Source organism: Streptomyces sp. NPDC032940 (genome assembly GCF_040636935.1).
Lineage (GTDB): Bacteria > Actinomycetota > Actinomycetes > Streptomycetales > Streptomycetaceae > Streptomyces.
The window spans coordinates 73,874-89,548 of record NZ_JBEZVJ010000019.1 but is presented as its reverse complement, the minus strand read 5'-3'; the positions used below and the strand labels follow the sequence as shown (position 1 = coordinate 89,548).

Genomic DNA, 15,675 nt, shown 5'->3' with positions numbered 1-15,675 from the left:
CCGCCCGCACACGGGTCCGGGCCCGTATGCTGCACGCCGTCCGGCGCACCGCCCGCAGGAGGGAAACCGCCCCACCGTGTTCTCGCACACCCCCGTATACGACCGCCTGGTCGCCGAACGCGGCGACATCCCCGTCCAGGTCCGCGGCGAAGCCGACCGGATCCACCGCGACCTCGCACACGTACTGCGCCAGACGTCCACCATCCAGCCGGACGCGCCACGAAGCGTCTTCGAACCGAAGCAGCCTCCAGCCGCCCTGTAGCGGCTCGGGTCCGGGGACCGCCCGGTCCGAGACCCGGCAGAACGTTGACCGTGGTCGGGGGCGCACCCTCCGCCGCGCCATGATGATGGCAGAGCGCCGCGAGGTCCTGTGGACAGGTTGTGTCCGCGGCCCGCGGTGCGGGCCAGTGCCGAGAAGGCGGGTTCGCCGCCTCGCAGACGCTGCCTGATGCGGACCTGGTCGGCTTGCTGCCCGGTGATACGAGGAGTCGATCACCGTGCGCTCGTAGCCCAGGTGGGTCTCGGAGCGCAGTCCTCATCCCACTGGAACACGACCTGACCGTCAGCCGCGCCCTTGAGGATGGCAGCCAAGACGGTCAGGTCAGGATCGTCGAGTGCGACGTGCACTCGGCGAGTTCGGCGTAGGTGAGCTGGGCTCGCCGCCACAGGGCCGGCGCCGTCACCGCATCGCCCGCAAAGGCATCCAGCCCTCCCAGCGGTGCGAACGCCACCGTCGGGCCCTCGAGCGCACCGCGTCCTGGTTGGCCGGCTGCCGACGGCTGCACCGCCGACAGGCACGGAAGGCCGAACACTGCCTCGCCTCGGTCGGGACAGTCGCGGCCTTCATCCGACACCGTCGTCTGATCCGCCGACAACATGCTCAGCCGCAGCTCAGCAGGGCGTCACCTCGGGCTCGAAAATCCGCAGGCCCCAGGCTTCCAAGCTCTTGTCGCACAGTTCGGCGAGGAACTGCACGGCCCCGCCTGCGTAGTGCCACCAGGCTCCGCCGCGGCCCGCCACGGTAACGACCCACTCCTGCGGGTTGTCTCCAGTGGTGCTCCACATGAACTTGTCACCTTCGTCCGACTCCGACCACGGAAGAAGGCCGCCCGGCGTGGGATAGGCCGGCAGACCGAGAGCCGGTTCCAGCCAAGCATCGAGAAGTACGTCCAGCGCACTCTTGAAGTCACGGTGCACGAGGTGTTCCTCGCCCGGCTCGGGCAGGTTGACGAGAATGTAGTCGCCGATGGCGAACGTCGGGTACCACTCAGCGAGGTGCTTGTAGTCGGATGGCAGCGGGGTACCCAGATCCTCCTCGACCCGAGCCCAGTCGTGTACGGCCGGCGCCGATCGGCGGCAGTCGGCCAAGTTCGGAATGGCGCGCTCAAGCGCGGCAAGAGCCTCTGCCGGATCAGTGAGGCGGCACGTCGGCGTCTGTGTCTCGATGAGGGTCTCCGTCATGGACGGTAGCCTGCCAGGCGTCTCGCCTGCGCCCCCCAGGCTGCCACGGCCAGTCCGGCCGCCTTGGCGACGTTGACCCCCGCAGGGGCGTCCTCGAACCAGCCGCTGATCGCGGTTGCGCGGCTGCCGGTGGCGTCACCCTCCGCATCGGCAGCCGCGCGGTCAGCCCTTCGGGGTGCTTTGCCGGAGTGCGTAGGGGAGCGGGACTGAGTGATCGCCGGCTTGACGTGCGAGACCAGCCAATGCATCATTCCACTACTTGATTAGTGGAATGAGGGGTGGGGCGGTGACGTTCGCTTTCCGGATCGACCGGGGGAGCGGAGTCCCCAGTTATGTGCAGCTCGTCCAGCAGGTCCAGCAGGCCCTGCGACTCGGCCTGCTGGCACCCGGCGACCGCCTGCCCACCGCCCGCGCGGTGGTGGAGGCGACGGCGCTCAACCCCAACACCGTGCTCAAGGCGTACCGCGAGCTGGAACACCAGGGCCTGGTCGAGACCCGCCGCCGGCACGGCACGTTCGTGACCGGCACGCTCGGCGCGGCCGCCGCCGACTCCCCCTGGCGGGAGGAGCTGGCCGACGTGGTCGCGCGGGCTGAGGCTGCCGGGCTCGAACGCGACGACCTCGCCGCGCTCTTCTCCGCCGTACTCGCAGCACACTTCGCACCTGAGGGAACCGATGCCGTCCACCACCAGCAGTCCTGAGCCGGCGCTCCGCGCGCGCGGCGTCGCAAGGAGACACCGGCGCCGGGGCCCCTTCGCCCTCGACGGCTGCACGTTCACCATCCCGGCGGGCGTCGTCTGCGCCCTGGTCGGGGCCAACGGCGCGGGGAAGTCGACTCTTCTGGAGATCGCCGCGGGCCTGGTCATGCCCACCGCCGGCGCCTTGGAGGTCCTCGGCGGGCGGCCCCGGGCCGGCCACCCCCGCATCGCCCATCTCGCCCAGGACCGGCCGCTGTTCTCAAGGCTCACCGTCCCCGAGACCCTGCGCTACGCCGCCCGTGCCAACCCGGGCAACTGGGACACCGAGCTGGCCGACCGGGTCGTCGCCGGGGGCCGGTTCGGGCACCGGGAGAAGGTCGGCGACCTGTCCGGCGGCGAACGCACCCGGGTCGCCCTGGCCGTCGCCCTCGGCAAGCGCGCCGACCTGCTCCTGCTGGACGAGCCGATGTCCGACCTCGACGTACGGTCCCGACGGGAGCTGATGGGGCTGCTCATGGCACACGTCGCCGACACCGGAGCCACGGTGGTCATGTCCTCGCACATTCTCGCGGAGCTGACCGACACCTGCGACCACCTTCTGGTCCTCGACCGGGGCCGCACCCCGCTGCACGGCCAAGTCGACGACCTCCTCGCCGCGCACGCCGTGGTCACCTTCCCGGGCGGTCCGGAGCGGCTCGCCGGGCACGCCGTCATCGAGGCCCGGCCGGCCGGGCGCGGCACCAGCGCGCTGATCCGTCCGGCGGGCGCACTGCCCGCAGACTTCGAGGTCCGCGCCCCCTCGCTGGAGGAGCTGGTGCTGGCCCACGTCACCGCTCCCGCCCCCCACGTCCCGTCCGGAACCGCGTACGCCGAGGATCACGCCGCATGAGCACCACCGCCCGCCCCCGCACACTGGCCCCGATCGTCGTGCGCCAGCTCTGGCCGATCGCCGCGATCCTGTCGGTGATCACCGCCGGCCTGGCCGCGCTACTGGTCCACCGCTACCACGGCTGGGACTATGCCGTCCTTCTGCGCGAGCACGTCGGCGCCCACGCCTACCAGTTCGGCCGCTACCCGGACGACGCCCACCAGAAGACCGCCGCGCTCCTCGCCGACGGCGAGCGCCTCGCCTTCCAGCCGGCCCTGTACGCCGCCCTTTGCGCGGGCGCCCTTACCGGACGTGAATGGGGCTCACGCCGCTACGCCCTGACCCTGACGCAGTCCGTGTCGCCACGGCGCTGGTTCACCGCCCGCTGGACCGGCCTCGCGCTGCTGTTCGTCGCGGTCACCGTGCCGGTGGTGGCGCTGTACCGGCTCAACGCCGAACACGCGATCGCGCTGAATCTGCTCACCCACGGCGTCGACCGGCAGACCGCGTACTTCACCATCGGTCCCGTCACCGTCGCCTACACGCTGCTCGGCGTCGCGGCCGGCGCGCTCACCGGCACCCTCCTGCGCCGTGCGTGGGCGGCGGCCCTCGCCGCACCACTGCTGACCTGGCTGCTGACCGCCCTGCTGGTCCGCTCCCGTGCGGCACTGCTTCTCGACTGGCCGGCCTTCTCCGAGGTCCATGGCATGCACCCGGGCGGCCTGCTCGGCCTGCAGTTCTACGACGTGCTGCCCACCGACTCCTACGTCACCGATGCCCTGCGCACTGGTGACTACTGGCCGTACCAACTCGCCGAGACGGCCCTGGTGCTGGCTCTGGCGGTACTGCTCACCGCGTCCGCGCTGCGCGTCCTGCGGCGGCGCACCGGGACCTGAGCAGGTCACCTCACTGGTGAGGCGGATGGTCACGTCGAGGAAGACGGCCTCCGCGTCGAGGCCCTCACGGCAACCACCCAGCACCGACCCCAGCCCGCCCCATGGGCGCCCGAGGTGCGCCCGCGCGAGTCAGCGGGGCGAGGTGACAGTGCTCGTGCAATCTGTCATGCCCGCGGTCGCGGCCGGAAACGACGGCGTCATCCGCAAGGTTCGCTGAACGGGCACCGCCAGAGCCGACGGCTGCCCAGGATGGCGGGTGCACCACAGCCCACGTTGTGCGATGCGGGCTCATTCACCGACCTCGCCGGCAGTGATCTGCCGGCCGCGTGTGGTGTCCACCACGATGGGGATGCCGTCGGGAATGCCCCCCTTCAGACTGCTGAGCAGCCCATCGATCGGAGGCAGGTCACTGGGGCTGCGCACATGGATGTACAGCGTGCGAGAGCTTGTGTCGACGCTGGTGACCGTGGCGCCGGGGCTGTGCGTGAGCCACCGCTCGGCGGCGCTTTTGGCTCTCAGGGCCCAGGTGTTGAGCAGGACGGTGGCGACCGTGTTGGCGCCCAGGGGAAGCAGCACGGCCGTGAAGAGCAGTCCGAGCATGACGTGGGCGCGGCGCGGTCGGTGGTGGGAGCGGCGGCTGCCGGTCCGGGTGTAGGCGAGGACGGTGAAGACGACCATCCCGGCGAAGACGAGGGCGAAGAGGTTGGACAGGAAGAGGACCAGGGCGCCCAGCGCGAGCCACCATGCCGTCTGGCCTGCGCAGACGCCGGTGACCACGAGGGGCGGCACGAGGGAGATGGCGATGGCCACCCCCGGAAGTACAGCGGCGACGTCTTTGCGTGCCAGCGCCACGGCGCCGGCGAAGCCGGTGGCCAGGGCGGAGATCAGGTCGAGCAGTCCCGGAGAGGTTCGGCCGGAGATCTGGCCGTTGGTCAGCAGGTCGTAGGACTGGGGCACGACGATGGAGGCCACTGCCCCGATCAGAATCACCAGCAGGCATCCGAGGGCCACGAACGCTGCGGCTGTGGTGCGGCGGCGCTGCACCGCACCGAGGGCGATGCCCATGATGGGGGTGGAGAGCGGGGCGATGATCATCGCGCCGATGACCGTGGCGGTCGAGTCCGTCAGGATGCCGCACGCCGCGATGACCGCGGACAAGGTGAGCATGGTCCAGAAGGCCGACTGCTTCGACCGGCTGTCCCCGGATGAAAGATCGAGGTCCTGCTGAAGTTCGTCGAGAGAGCGGCGTTGTCGGTCCGGCAGGATCTTCGCGCGGAGTTTGCCGGGCATACGCTCAGTATCGTCTTCGGGCCGTCCAGCCCCCGGCATCAACACGACCTGTCGGCCGCAGCCGCGACGTGGTTCGCGGGGGTGTCCTCACGGCCGTCCACCGGGTCGGCCCCGTGCCCACCGCACCCGATCGCGCCGGGCCGAGCAGTCCTTCGGGCTGCTGAGTCCTGGCGATGTCCTTCAGGCTTGTGGTGGGCAGTGCTCGGACCGCGTGGTCGAGGGTGGCGCGGAAGAGAGTGGGCAACGGTTGCATGTCAGCGGCCCGCGGGTGCGAACCTCGTTCGCGAGGAGTCGTGGGGCGGGGCGGGAGTGTGCGACGGTGGACGGACAACGAGACCGGCCGGCACCCCCGGGTGGCGGTCTTTTGGGAAGCCGGGCGTTGCCCCCATCCCGGGCACCCGGCTCCCCACCCATCGTCGTACCCCCTGCCAGGGTGTGTCTCGCCGTTGGGCTCACCAACCCCCAGAAGGGGGCACGCCCAGCATGAACACCACCAACACCTGCATCCACGGCACCTCCGCACGCATCACCGTGCGCGGGGACATCGACCACGACACCCTGCCCCCGCTGCGCGCCGCCGCCGACGCACTGCCGCCGCAGGTGACCGACCTGCTGTGGGACCTGAATCGGACTGCGTTCATGGACGTCGCCGGCCTCCACCTCCTCTTCACCTCCATTCCGTCCGGCAGCGGCCCCAGCCGCCGGACATCCGTGACGGGACTGCGCCCCCAGCCGCTGCGACTGCTGCGCCTGGCCGCCGACCTCTACCCCAACGCCTTCGACCTCGTCCGCCTGCTATCCGACTCACCGGCCAACGGCGTCCAGCGGACGGACTCTGAGCGGCCCTGAAGAGGGCACCTGGGATCACTGCCGTTGCTCCACCGGTCCAGCCGATGCTCGCCGGGACCCGCTCTGTTCTGCCGCCCGAGCGGGCGCTGGCGGGCGGTAGACGCCGACTTCATGTCGATCAGCCATTCGACGGGGGTCCGTGTCTCGTCTGGTTCCCCGCGCCACGGTGACCGGCCTGGGGGACGGAAGGCGCCGCTGGTCACGAGCCGCAGCAGCCGCCCGCAGCGGCCTGTTCGCCGGCCGCCCCGACCGCGGCGGGAGCACCGATCCGGACGAGCTGCGGCTCGGGCGCGGCGCAGCAGCCGCCGTCGGCCTCCTGGGTGTCCGGGGTGTCGAACGGCCCGGCGCCGCCGCAGACGCCCGTCTCGGGAAGGGTCAGCTCGACGCGGTCGGCCGCGTCGAGGTCGCCGGCGATCGCGGCGGCGACGGAGCGGACCTGCTCGTAGCCGGTCATGGCGAGGAAGGTGGGGGCGCGGCCGTAGGACTTCATGCCGACCAGGTAGACGCCCTGTTCGGGGTGGGAGAGCTCGCGGTGGCCGTGCGGGTAGACGGTGCCGCAGGAATGCTGGTTCGGGTCGATCAACGGTGCCAGTGCGACGGGCGCCTGGAGGCGCTCGTCGAGGCCCAGGCGCAGCTCCTCGAGAAAGGAGAGGTCCGGGCGGAAGCCGGTCAGCACGATCACCTCGTCGACCGTGTCAAGGCGGCGCCCGTCCTCACCGACCAGGACCAGGCGGCCGTCGTCCGCCCGTTCGATCGCCTCGGTGCGGAAGCCGGTGACCACCTCGGCGTGGCCTTCGTCGACGGCGGCCTTCGCCGCCAGGCCCAGAGCACCGCGGGCGGGGAGCTGGTCGGCCGCTCCGCCGCCGAAGGTGGAGCCGGAGACGCCCCGGCGAAGAATCCACAGGCCCTCGGTTCCCGTGCCGTCGTCGGACTTCGCGAGGTCGGCGAGGTGGGCAAGGGCGGTGAAGGCGGAAGCGCCGGAGCCGATGACGGCCGTGCGCCTGCCCGCGTACCGGTCGCGGACGGCGGGGTCCTTCAGGTCCGGCACGCGGTACGTGAGCCGGTCGGCCGCCGCCTTCTCGCCGAGCGCGGGCAGGCCGCTGCCGCCCGCCGGGGACGGGGTGGTCCAGGTGCCTGAGGCGTCGATGACGGCACGCGCGAAGACGCGCTCCTCAGGGCCGTCGGCGTGAGAGACGTGCACGACGAACGGCTGCTGCTCGCGGCCGGCGTCCACGATCCGGTCCCGGCCGGCACGGGAGACGCCGGTGACGGTGGCGCCGGTCCGGACGCGTTCGCCGAGTACGCCGGCGAGCGGCCGCAGGTACAACTCGGCCCAGTCGCCGCCCGAGGGGTAGGTGGCCGGGTCAGGGCGCGTCCAGCCGGTGGGAGCGAGGAGCTTCTCGGCGGCCGGGTCGACGACTTCGCCCCAGGTGGAGAACAGGCGCACGTGGCTCCACTCGCGCACGGCGGCGCCGGCGGTGGGACCGGCCTCCAGGACCAGAGGCTCGATGCCCCGATCGACCAGGTGGGCGGCGGCGGCCAGGCCCGCGGGGCCGGCTCCGATGACGACGACGGGGAGCTGCTGGGTGCTCATGGCGCTCGGTCTCCTTGAGGGGCGAAGGGGGCAGCGTGCGTGGGTGAAGGCGGCCGACTGGTGTTGCCGGCGGTGCTCGGCCGCTCGGGCGGTGCTGTCGCTGACCTGGGCGCAGGTGTCGCAGAAGGCGACGCCGGCCAGATGACGGGCGGTGCGACGGGCTCGGGCCGTGGACAGCAGGTGCGGAAGGCGAGGGACACGACGACTTGTTGTTTCGATGTCTGTCGATTGCTTGCGCGGCCCAGAATGGCACCTGTATCGATGAACGTCAACATAGACATCCATCGAAACCAGAGGCCTCGCTCATGGGTGCATCGATGTCGCCGTGATCGGCGTGATCGAGGTGGCCAGTCCGGCCTGGCCACCGCTCGCGCGCTGCTCCTGCGCGGGCTGCGGACGTGGACGCCGAGATCCGCACGGCCTGCCGCGTCGGCGCGGTCCGTCGCACCGGCGGCCTCTTCGCGGTGAAGCGGGAGGGCGCGGCCAGCTGTCCGCGCTGGCCGGCGTGGCGGCCTCGGGCGTGTTCGGGCGCCCGTACCGGCCGGCGCTGCCGGGCCTGGAGGATCGTGCTGGCCACCGGCTACCGTCCCGACCTGCCCCACCTCGCCACCCTCCCCGGCGCCCCGGACGGTGCGGGGGATCCCCGGCACCGCAAGGCCTCGCCGCCGATGCGCCGGGGGTGGCGTCCATCGGGCTGGAATGCCGGCGCAGCCCGTCGTCGAACTCGCTGCGCGGCGTCGGCCGGGACGCGGAGCGGATCGCCCGGTGCCTGGCCGCCCGCCTCGCGCACTGGTGACGGGCCTCCACAGGTTGGTTCGACGTGTGTCAACATAGACGCATGTCGAATGTGGAGGTGCTGCCGCTCCTCGAGCCCGCCGAGAGCCAGGGTGTGGCGCCGTGCTGCCCGCCGCTGACCGAACGCCCGATGAGCGCCGAGGAGGCCGAGGCCGCCGCACGGATGTTCAAGGCCCTCGGTGACCCGGTCCGCCTTCGGCTGTTCTCCGCCGTGGCCTCCCACGAGGGCGGAGAGGCATGCGTGTGCGACATCTCCGACGTCGGTGTCTCCCAGCCGACCGTCTCCCACCACCTGAAGAAACTCAAGGAGGCCGGGCTGCTCACCTCCGAGCGGCGCGGCACCTGGGTCTACTACCGCGTCGAGCCGTCGGTGCTCGCCGCGATGGGCAAGCTGCTGACCATGCCGGCCGCCGTCTGACGACCCGACCCGACCGTCACAGGAGCCGTGCGATCGCGCGGTCCGCGTCACGGGCCGGGCGGCCGACTCCGATGAGGGTGAGGGAGCGGCCCCGGATCGCAGGCAGGAGGCGCGACCACCGCCCGCCACCACGCCCTCGACGCGGGCCGCGACATGTGCTGCCAGGACCCGCCAGGCGCCGGGGCGGCGTCCAGGATCACGAAGTCCAGGCCGTGTCGGCGCAGGTGGAGCCGGTGACGAGCGCTGCCTGGCCGCCGCCGCCGACCACCACCACATCCGTCTGCCGCGTCACGGGGCTGTCGTCACCGCGCCGGCGGCGAACCTCCTGCGCCAGGCGAGCGCGACGTAGACCAGGCCGATCAGCACCGGCACTTCGATGAGCGGGCCGACGACGCCGGAGAGGGCCTGACCCGAGGTGACGCCGAAGGTGGCGACGGCGACCGCGATGGCCAGCTCGAAGTTGTTGCCCGCCGCGGTGAACGCCAGCGTCGCGGTGCGGTCGTAGGCCAGGCCCAGACCCTTGCCGAGCACGAAGGTGCCGAAGAACATGACCGCGAAGTACAGCAGTAGCGGCAGCGCGATCCGGGCGACGTCCCATGGCTGCGAAGTGATCCTCTTCCCTTGCAGGGCGAAGAGGATGACGATCGTGAACAGCAGCCCGTACAGCGCCCACGGGCCGATCTTCGGCAGGAACTTCTGCTCGTAGGCGGTGCGGCCCAGCTTCTGCTCGCCGACGCGGCGGGTGAGGAAGCCGGCCAGCAGTGGGATGCCGAGGAAGATGACGACGTTGAGCGCGATGTGCCAGACGGACACGTCCAGGCCCTGGCCGTCGCCGAGGTTCATCCAGCGCGGCAGCAGGTCGAGGTAGAACCAGCCCAGCAGGCCGAACGCGAGGACCTGGAAGAGGGAGTTGAGGGCGACGAGGACGGCGGCGGCCTCGCGGTCGCCGCACGCCAGATCGTTCCAGATGATCACCATGGCGATACAGCGGGCCAGGCCGACGACGATCAGGCCGGTGCGGTACTCGGGCAGGTCCGGCAGGAACATCCACGCCAGGGCGAACATCACGGCAGGTCCGACGAGCCAGTTGACGACCAGCGAGGAGACCATCAGCTTCTTGTCGCCGGTCACGCGGTCGAGCCGGTCATAGCGGACCTTGGCGAGCACCGGGTACATCATGACCAGCAGGCCGAGCGCGATCGGCAGGGATCCCGCCGACCTCGATCTTCGCGAGCGCGTCATTCATCCCCGGGATCAAGCGGCCCAGGGCCAAGCCGAGGGCCATGGCGAGCAGGATCCACACCGCGAGGCAGCGATCGAGGGTGGAGAGCTTCCTGGCGACCGAGTCGTCCCCGGCCGGGCCGGCGCCTTCGGCGCGGGCGGTGGTGGGCTCGGTGGAGGTCACGGGCAGGCCCTCTTGTTCTCGGCGGCGGTGCGGGCGGAGGCGGCGAGTTCGGCGAACTGCCCGGACAGGCCGGCCAGGACCTCGGGCTTGAGCCTGTAGTAGGTGAAACGGCCGCACGGCTCGGTCTCCACGATCCCGGCCTCGCGCAGCACCTTCATGTGGTTGGACAGATTGGTCTGCTTGGCTCCGGTCTCCTCGACCAGGTGCGTCGTGCAGAGCGTCTCGCGCGCCAGCAGGGTCACGATCTTCAGGCGGAGCGGATCACCCAGCACCCGGATCACATCAGCATCGACTGAAGTCAGCATGCGCTGATATTGTCACATTATCGCCCGATGATGTCAGTGAGGGCTGAAGTCATCGGCGGCTGGACTCCGCCGTGCGACGAGAGAGAACGATCACCATGGCCGACAAGCCCTCCGTCCTGTTCGTCTGCGTCCACAACGCCGGCCGCTCCCAGATGGCCGCCGCGTGGCTGACCCACCTGGCCGGAGACCGCGTCGAGGTCCGCTCCGCCGGCTCCGACCCCGGTGACCAGGTCAACCCGGCCGCCGTCGAGGCCATGGCGGAGGTCGGCATCGACATCTCCGCCGGGGTGCCGAAGATCCTCACTGTCGACGCGGTCCGCGAGTCGGACGTCTGCATCACCATGGGCTGCGGCGACACCTGCCCCGTCTTCCCCGGCAAGCGCTACGTGGACTGGAAGCTGGCGGATCCGGCCGGCCAGGGCGTCGAAGCCGTGCGTCCCATCCGTGACGAGATCAAGACCCTCGTCGAGGGGCTGATCGCCGAGATCGCTCCGGCGAAGCCGGAGGCGGCGACGTGAGCGAGATACGCGACGCGACGCCGACCAGGGCGTAGGACTCTCGTGCCCACTTCGGCTCCGCCGCCGACCGTGACGCCTGGCAGGCCGGCATGCGGCACATCGTCCTGGAGGGCCGCTGCTTCGTCCTCAGCGCCAGCCAGTACCTGCGCCGCGACGGCCTGCCCGCCGACCTCCACCCCGTCCAGGGCGACCAGCCCGACACCGTCCCGCTCGGTGGCGGCTCGACGGGGCAGAGCATGGAGGAGCAGCGAACTCCTGGGAGGCATACGACGATCTGTGGGGCGATCACGTCGTACTGGTCTCCCTGTTCCGCCCGTCGTCTGACAGGCTGGGCACGGCACTTCATGTCAGTGACGCCCGTTAATGTCGGCTCGTGGCGAGTGGACTGGACTGGGTCGACGATGATCCCGAGATGTGCCGGATATGCGATGAGTGGGTACACGCGGACGAGCGTAAGTACGGACGCGCTCTGTGTGTCGACTGCGGTCCGGCCGTACGGCAGGCGAAGCGGTTCGGGCTCTCTGTCGAGCGAGTCAACGCCATCTTGAGAGTCCAGAACGACTACTGTCCGCTCTGTGACGACAGTCCGGGGGACAGTGCTGCCGAGGGGCCGATCTGGTGGCAGATCGACCACGATCACAGCTGTTGTGCAGGCTGCCCGCGTTGCGTGCGAGGGCTTCTCTGCAAGCCTTGTAATACGGACCTCGGCCGTTACGAAAAGCGTCTGCGGCAGCATCGCCTGCGATGGCGAGTGCCGCGGGTGGATGCCTATCTGGCAGCCCCGCCGGCCCGCAGCTCTCACGCGCGCCAGCTTCACCCGGACGACCTAGGCTGGGCGCGAGTCAGGTACACCAGCCTTTCGTGGCGTACTCTGACCTGGAACGGTCACGAGTCGAGTCTCGACGCCGAGCGCTAGTCCGCAGACGAGAGAGGCTTCCGGTCCCTCAGCCCTGGCAGGGCCCGCCCCCGGGCGGAGACAGCCGGCTCAGGGCGCCTGCGCCGCTCCCGGATCGGTGCTGCCCCGTACGACCAGGCGGTGCGGGATCGTCAGGTCGGAGGCGGGGACCTCGTTGTCCGGGCTGTAGATGCGGTCGGCGAGGCACTGCAGAGCGCGCTGGGCGATCTGGCGTTTGTCGGGGGAGACCGTGGTCAGCGTGGGGTGGCTGTAGCGGCCGTCCTGGATGTCGTCGAACCCGACGACCGCCAGCTCCTGCGGCACCCGCATCCCCCGTGTGTGCGCCAAGTGCAGGGCGCCCAGGGCGAGTTCGTCGGTGAAGGCGAACACCGCGTCAGGGGCGGCGTCACCGTCGAGCAGTTCGGCCATGGCTCGCGCGCCGTCCTCACGGTGCAGTGCGCCGACCGGCCGCTCCCACTGCGGCTCGGGTGTGATGCCCGCGCGGCGCAGCGCCCTGCGGTAGCCCTCGGCGCGCTGTTCCGCCGTGCCGTTGTGCAGGTGCGGCTGCAGTCCGATGGCGGCGATGCGACGGCGCCCGAGCGACAGCAGATGCGTGGTCGCCTCGTCGGCCGCGGCCACGTTGTCCACCGCCACGCGGTCCGCCCGCCCCTGGGGGCTGCGCTCACCGAGCAGCACCACGGGCAGCGGGCGCGCTATGTCCGCCACCTCTCGCGTCTCCAGCGCCCACGGCGTGATGATGAGGCCGTCCATCACCCGGCCGCCATCGCCCTTGAGCAGCCGGCGTTCCGCCTCGGCGTCTCCGTGGGTCTGGTCGATGATCACCGTCCACGACCGGCGTCCGGCCTCGTCCACGAGGAGACCGGCGAGCTCGCTGAAGTAGGGCGAGTGCAGCTCCGGGATGGCGAGACCGATGATGCCGGTCCGGCCGGCGCGCAGGCTGCGGGCGGCGAGATTGGGGCGGTAGCCCAGCTCGTCGATCGCCTCCTGCACCCGACGGCGGGTCTGTTCGGAGACGCGGGCGGTCCCGTTCACCACGTTCGACACGGTGCGCGCCGAGACCCCGGCGCGGGCGGCTACGTCTTTCAGGCTGCTGCTCACCCGCACATCGTGGCATGCCGCGAGGCGCTGACCAAGATCTGCCCGGCAAGGTATTGCCACGTTGCATTCAACGATGCAACATGTGCGGAACAGGTTCGACTGCACGTGCAAGGAGGCACCGCATGAGTCCCCACGCCTACCCCGGTATCGCCCCGTCCGGCCTCGACGTGGACGTGACGGCCGACGTCGAGGCTCTGTACTCGGACGGCATCACCGCGCGCAAGGGTGCCTTCACCCCCGAGTGGGCCGACCAGCTCCGTGAGGACATCGACGTGGCGTTCAAGGAGGCCCTGACCCGGCCCGGCGGCGCCGTGGGACGCGGACCGCACCGCTACTACGTGGAGATCCACCCCGAGCAGCTGCGCGGCTTCGTCGACCTCGTCGACCACCCCTGGGTGCGCTCCGTCTGCACCGCCGTCCTCGGCCCCGACTACCGCATCGTCGAACTCGGCTTCGACGTACCGCTCGAGGGCGCCGTCAACCAGCCCTGGCACCGTGACTTCCCCATGCCGGAGGAGACCCGAGCCGAGCGCCGGCTGACCTCCCTCGCCTTCAACGTGACGGCCGTCGACACCGAGGAGGACATGGGCCCCTTCGAAGTCGCGCCGGGCACGCAGTGGGACGACAGCCCCGAGTTCGGTCACGGCATGTTCCCGCCCCGGCCGCACTACCCGCGCTACGAGGAACTGGCGGTGCGCAAGTACCCGCAGCGCGGCGACATCTCGGCGCGCACCGCGCTGACCATCCACCGCGGCACCAAGAACAACTCCTCGAAGTCCCGCCCCGTGCTGGTCCTCGGCGTCGACGGCCCCGAGGCCACCAACGGGGACCGGCACGACACGGCCGTCACCCGCGCCTACTGGGAGTCCCTGCCCGAGCGGGTCCGCCGCCACCTGGACTGCCCTGTCGTGGACGTGCTGGAGCCGGTGACGCAGAAGCACACCATCGAGGGTCTGGTCATGGGCGATGCCTGAGCTCGCCACGGCACCCGGACCCGCCGGGGCGCCCGGGCCGTCCGTCGGCGACTCGCGGAAGGTGCCGGCCACCGTCTACGCCGTCTCGGCAGTGTCGGCCCTGGGCGGACTGCTCTTCGGCTACGACACCGGCATCATCTCCGGCGCCCTGCTGCACCTGCGCGACGACCTGGACCTGACCTCCCGGCAGCAGGAGATCGTCGTCAGCGTCATCCTGCTCGGCGCCATGGTCGGAGCCCTGCTCGCCGGCCGCCTCGCGGTGCGCCACGGCCGCCGCAAGGTCGTGATCGGCGTAGCGGTGGTCTTCGCGGCCGGGGCCGCCGCAGCTGCCGCGGCACCCGGCACGGGCAGCCTCATCGCCGCGCGCTTCGTCCTCGGGCTGGCCGTCGGCGGCGCCTCCAACATGGTGCCGGTGTACATCGCCGAGGTCGCGCCCGCCCGGATCCGCGGCCGGCTGATGGTGCTGTTCCAGCTGATGGTCGCCTGCGGCCAGCTCATCGCGTACGTCTGCGGCTGGGCACTGGCGGACAGCGGCGGCTGGCGTCTGATGTTCGGTCTGGCCGCCGTGCCCGCCGTCGTCCTCGGCGTCGGCATGCTGTTCATGCCCGAGAGCCCGCGCTGGCTCGTCGAGCGTGGCCGGCACGAGGAGGCGGCGACGGTCCTGACCCGGCTCCGGCCGCCCGGCACGGACGTCCACCGCGAGATCGACGAGATCACCGAGGTGGCCACGGCCACGCCCGCCGGCGGCTGGCGCGACCTGCGGCACCGCTGGCTGCGCCCCGCCCTGCTGATCGCCGTCGGCATCGCGGCCTTCTCCCAGCTGACCGGCATCAACGCCGTGGTCTACTACGCGCCCACGATCCTCGTGGACGCCGGCTTCGGCGACTCGGTCGCACTGCTCACCGGAATCGGCATCGGCGTGATGCTGGTGATCGCCGGAATCGTCGGCGCGGTCGCCGTGGACAAGGTGGGCCGCCGGAGCATCATGCTGTGGTTCCTGCCGGGCTCCGGCCTCGCCATGGCGGTCATGGCGCTCGCCTTCCTCGGCCCGCAGGGCTCGTCGGCCCAGCGCTGGACGGTGATCGTCGCCCTGTTCGCGTACATCCTGTTCAACGGCATCGGGATCCAGGCGGTGGTCTGGCTCATCGGCCCGGAGATCCTGCCGCTGAGCGTGCGCGGCCCGGCGACCAGCCTGGCCACCGTCACCCTGTGGGGCGTCGACCTGCTGATCGCGATGACCGCCCTGACCGCCATCGAGGCGATCGGCCGCTCCGGGACGTTCTTCTTCTACGCGCTGATGAACGTCGCCTGCATCGTGTTCGTGGTGGCGAAGGTGCCGGAGACCCGGGGGAGATCCCTGGAGAGCATCGAGCGTGCGCTGAAGCGCGGTGGCTCGTTCCGGAAGTCACTCGAGCACTCTTGAGGCAACAGCTGCCTCCGCCGCCGAGCCGGCCGCCCTGGACGTCCAAGGCTGGGACGACCGTGTCCTCCGCTACCGCATGTTCACCGAAGGACCCGACGCACACCTGCCGTTCGAGACCTGTCGGCGCCTGCGGGACGGCGCCGCGCTCGGCGGCCGGGACGCTGCCCT

Annotated in this window: 15 protein-coding genes and 3 pseudogenes; 11 read left to right on the top strand and 7 right to left on the bottom strand. The window is 71.2% G+C overall.

Translation table 11 applies throughout. The features are described 5' to 3' along the window. The first annotated feature begins 76 nt into the window (after positions 1–76). Positions 77–262 (top strand): hypothetical protein, encoded by a 186-nt coding sequence (locus tag AB0E77_RS22500; RefSeq protein WP_361573339.1) that lies wholly within the window; start codon positions 77–79, stop codon positions 260–262. A gap of 418 nt (positions 263–680) precedes the next feature. Then, positions 681–821 (top strand): annotated as a pseudogene (locus AB0E77_RS22495) (IS5/IS1182 family transposase); the annotation flags it as partial. A gap of 70 nt (positions 822–891) precedes the next feature. Here AB0E77_RS22495 and AB0E77_RS22490 read toward each other — a convergent pair. After that, entirely contained in the window at positions 892–1,461 is a 570-nt protein-coding gene (locus AB0E77_RS22490; RefSeq protein WP_361573337.1) for an SMI1/KNR4 family protein, read from the bottom strand. A gap of 286 nt (positions 1,462–1,747) precedes the next feature. Here AB0E77_RS22490 and AB0E77_RS22485 point away from each other — a divergent pair, with 286 nt between their 5' ends. From AB0E77_RS22485 to AB0E77_RS22475, 3 genes are read left to right on the top strand one after another with little or no spacing between them, the layout of a single operon-like run. Then, positions 1,748–2,161, top strand: coding sequence for a GntR family transcriptional regulator (locus AB0E77_RS22485; RefSeq protein ID WP_361573335.1), 414 nt, complete (start codon positions 1,748–1,750; stop codon positions 2,159–2,161). Next, entirely contained in the window at positions 2,136–3,047 is a 912-nt protein-coding gene (locus AB0E77_RS22480) for an ABC transporter ATP-binding protein (RefSeq protein ID WP_361573333.1), read from the top strand. Before AB0E77_RS22485 ends, AB0E77_RS22480 begins: the two co-directional genes overlap by 26 nt. Then, positions 3,044–3,922, top strand: a complete 879-nt coding sequence (locus AB0E77_RS22475; RefSeq protein ID WP_361573331.1) for a hypothetical protein — start codon at positions 3,044–3,046, stop codon at positions 3,920–3,922. Before AB0E77_RS22480 ends, AB0E77_RS22475 begins: the two co-directional genes overlap by 4 nt. A 288-nt stretch (positions 3,923–4,210) precedes the next feature. Here the strand turns inward: AB0E77_RS22475 and AB0E77_RS22470 are convergent, their stop codons facing one another. Further along, positions 4,211–5,212, bottom strand: coding sequence for a DUF389 domain-containing protein (locus AB0E77_RS22470; protein WP_361573329.1), 1,002 nt, complete (start codon positions 5,210–5,212; stop codon positions 4,211–4,213). A gap of 483 nt (positions 5,213–5,695) precedes the next feature. Here AB0E77_RS22470 and AB0E77_RS22465 point away from each other — a divergent pair, with 483 nt between their 5' ends. Then, entirely contained in the window at positions 5,696–6,061 is a 366-nt protein-coding gene (locus AB0E77_RS22465) for an STAS domain-containing protein (protein WP_361573327.1), read from the top strand. Positions 6,062–6,260: 199 nt separating this feature from the next. Here AB0E77_RS22465 and AB0E77_RS22460 read toward each other — a convergent pair whose 3' ends face one another. Beyond that, positions 6,261–7,655 carry an NAD(P)-binding domain-containing protein gene (locus AB0E77_RS22460; RefSeq protein ID WP_361573325.1) on the bottom strand — a complete coding sequence of 465 codons (1,395 nt, stop codon included), beginning with the start codon at positions 7,653–7,655 and terminating at the stop codon, positions 6,261–6,263. Positions 7,656–8,493: 838 nt separating this feature from the next. Between AB0E77_RS22460 and AB0E77_RS22455 the strand changes: the two genes are divergently transcribed. Further along, positions 8,494–8,868: a metalloregulator ArsR/SmtB family transcription factor gene (locus tag AB0E77_RS22455; RefSeq protein ID WP_361573324.1), complete on the top strand. Its 375-nt coding sequence runs from the start codon at positions 8,494–8,496 to the stop codon at positions 8,866–8,868. A 152-nt stretch (positions 8,869–9,020) separates the two neighbouring features. Here the strand turns inward: AB0E77_RS22455 and AB0E77_RS22450 are convergent. The 3 genes and pseudogenes from AB0E77_RS22450 to AB0E77_RS22440 all read right to left on the bottom strand — a co-directional run. Next, a pseudogene (locus tag AB0E77_RS22450) lies at positions 9,021–9,160 on the bottom strand (FAD/NAD(P)-binding protein); the annotation flags it as partial. Further along, positions 9,157–10,273: pseudogene (gene arsB / locus AB0E77_RS22445) on the bottom strand (ACR3 family arsenite efflux transporter). The pseudogenes arsB and AB0E77_RS22450, both read right to left, overlap by 4 nt. Next, on the bottom strand, positions 10,270–10,578 hold the full coding sequence (locus AB0E77_RS22440; RefSeq protein ID WP_361573322.1) for a metalloregulator ArsR/SmtB family transcription factor: 309 nt from the start codon (positions 10,576–10,578) through the stop codon (positions 10,270–10,272). The pseudogene arsB and the gene AB0E77_RS22440 overlap by 4 nt, the downstream one beginning before the upstream one ends. A 95-nt stretch (positions 10,579–10,673) precedes the next feature. Here AB0E77_RS22440 and AB0E77_RS22435 point away from each other — a divergent pair, with 95 nt between their 5' ends. Together AB0E77_RS22435 and AB0E77_RS22430 are read left to right on the top strand one after the other, a co-directional pair. Continuing rightward, positions 10,674–11,096: an arsenate reductase ArsC gene (locus AB0E77_RS22435; RefSeq protein WP_361573320.1), complete on the top strand. Its 423-nt coding sequence runs from the start codon at positions 10,674–10,676 to the stop codon at positions 11,094–11,096. 412 nt (positions 11,097–11,508) lie between these two features. After that, the gene (locus AB0E77_RS22430) at positions 11,509–12,012 is read left to right on the top strand and encodes an endonuclease domain-containing protein (RefSeq protein ID WP_361573410.1); all 504 of its coding nucleotides are present in this window, start codon (positions 11,509–11,511) and stop codon (positions 12,010–12,012) included. A gap of 69 nt (positions 12,013–12,081) precedes the next feature. Here AB0E77_RS22430 and AB0E77_RS22425 read toward each other — a convergent pair whose 3' ends face one another. Then, positions 12,082–13,110 carry a LacI family DNA-binding transcriptional regulator gene (locus AB0E77_RS22425; RefSeq protein WP_361573318.1) on the bottom strand — a complete coding sequence of 343 codons (1,029 nt, stop codon included), beginning with the start codon at positions 13,108–13,110 and terminating at the stop codon, positions 12,082–12,084. 122 nt (positions 13,111–13,232) lie between these two features. Between AB0E77_RS22425 and AB0E77_RS22420 the strand changes: the two genes are divergently transcribed. Both AB0E77_RS22420 and AB0E77_RS22415 read left to right on the top strand, forming a co-directional pair. Beyond that, complete coding sequence (locus AB0E77_RS22420) at positions 13,233–14,084, top strand: phytanoyl-CoA dioxygenase family protein (protein WP_361573316.1); 852 nt, start codon at positions 13,233–13,235, stop codon at positions 14,082–14,084. Then, positions 14,077–15,507, top strand: coding sequence for a sugar porter family MFS transporter (locus AB0E77_RS22415; protein ID WP_361573314.1), 1,431 nt, complete (start codon positions 14,077–14,079; stop codon positions 15,505–15,507). Before AB0E77_RS22420 ends, AB0E77_RS22415 begins: the two co-directional genes overlap by 8 nt. Positions 15,508–15,675: the final 168 nt, after the last annotated feature.

Bases quoted from the DNA above. Each gene is read 5' to 3' on its own strand.
- AB0E77_RS22470 (WP_361573329.1), bottom strand. From the start codon at position 5,212: ATGCCCGGCAAACTCCGCGCGAAGATCCTGCCGGACCGACAACGCCGC.
- AB0E77_RS22460 (WP_361573325.1), bottom strand. From the start codon at position 7,655: ATGAGCACCCAGCAGCTCCCCGTCGTCGTCATCGGAGCCGGCCCCGCG.
- AB0E77_RS22490 (WP_361573337.1), bottom strand. From the start codon at position 1,461: ATGACGGAGACCCTCATCGAGACACAGACGCCGACGTGCCGCCTCACT.
- AB0E77_RS22435 (WP_361573320.1), top strand. From the start codon at position 10,674: ATGGCCGACAAGCCCTCCGTCCTGTTCGTCTGCGTCCACAACGCCGGC.
- AB0E77_RS22440 (WP_361573322.1), bottom strand. From the start codon at position 10,578: ATGCTGACTTCAGTCGATGCTGATGTGATCCGGGTGCTGGGTGATCCG.
- AB0E77_RS22415 (WP_361573314.1), top strand. From the start codon at position 14,077: ATGCCTGAGCTCGCCACGGCACCCGGACCCGCCGGGGCGCCCGGGCCG.
- AB0E77_RS22455 (WP_361573324.1), top strand. From the start codon at position 8,494: ATGTCGAATGTGGAGGTGCTGCCGCTCCTCGAGCCCGCCGAGAGCCAG.
- AB0E77_RS22475 (WP_361573331.1), top strand. From the start codon at position 3,044: ATGAGCACCACCGCCCGCCCCCGCACACTGGCCCCGATCGTCGTGCGC.
- AB0E77_RS22480 (WP_361573333.1), top strand. From the start codon at position 2,136: ATGCCGTCCACCACCAGCAGTCCTGAGCCGGCGCTCCGCGCGCGCGGC.
- AB0E77_RS22430 (WP_361573410.1), top strand. From the start codon at position 11,509: ATGTGCCGGATATGCGATGAGTGGGTACACGCGGACGAGCGTAAGTAC.
- AB0E77_RS22420 (WP_361573316.1), top strand. From the start codon at position 13,233: ATGAGTCCCCACGCCTACCCCGGTATCGCCCCGTCCGGCCTCGACGTG.
- AB0E77_RS22465 (WP_361573327.1), top strand. From the start codon at position 5,696: ATGAACACCACCAACACCTGCATCCACGGCACCTCCGCACGCATCACC.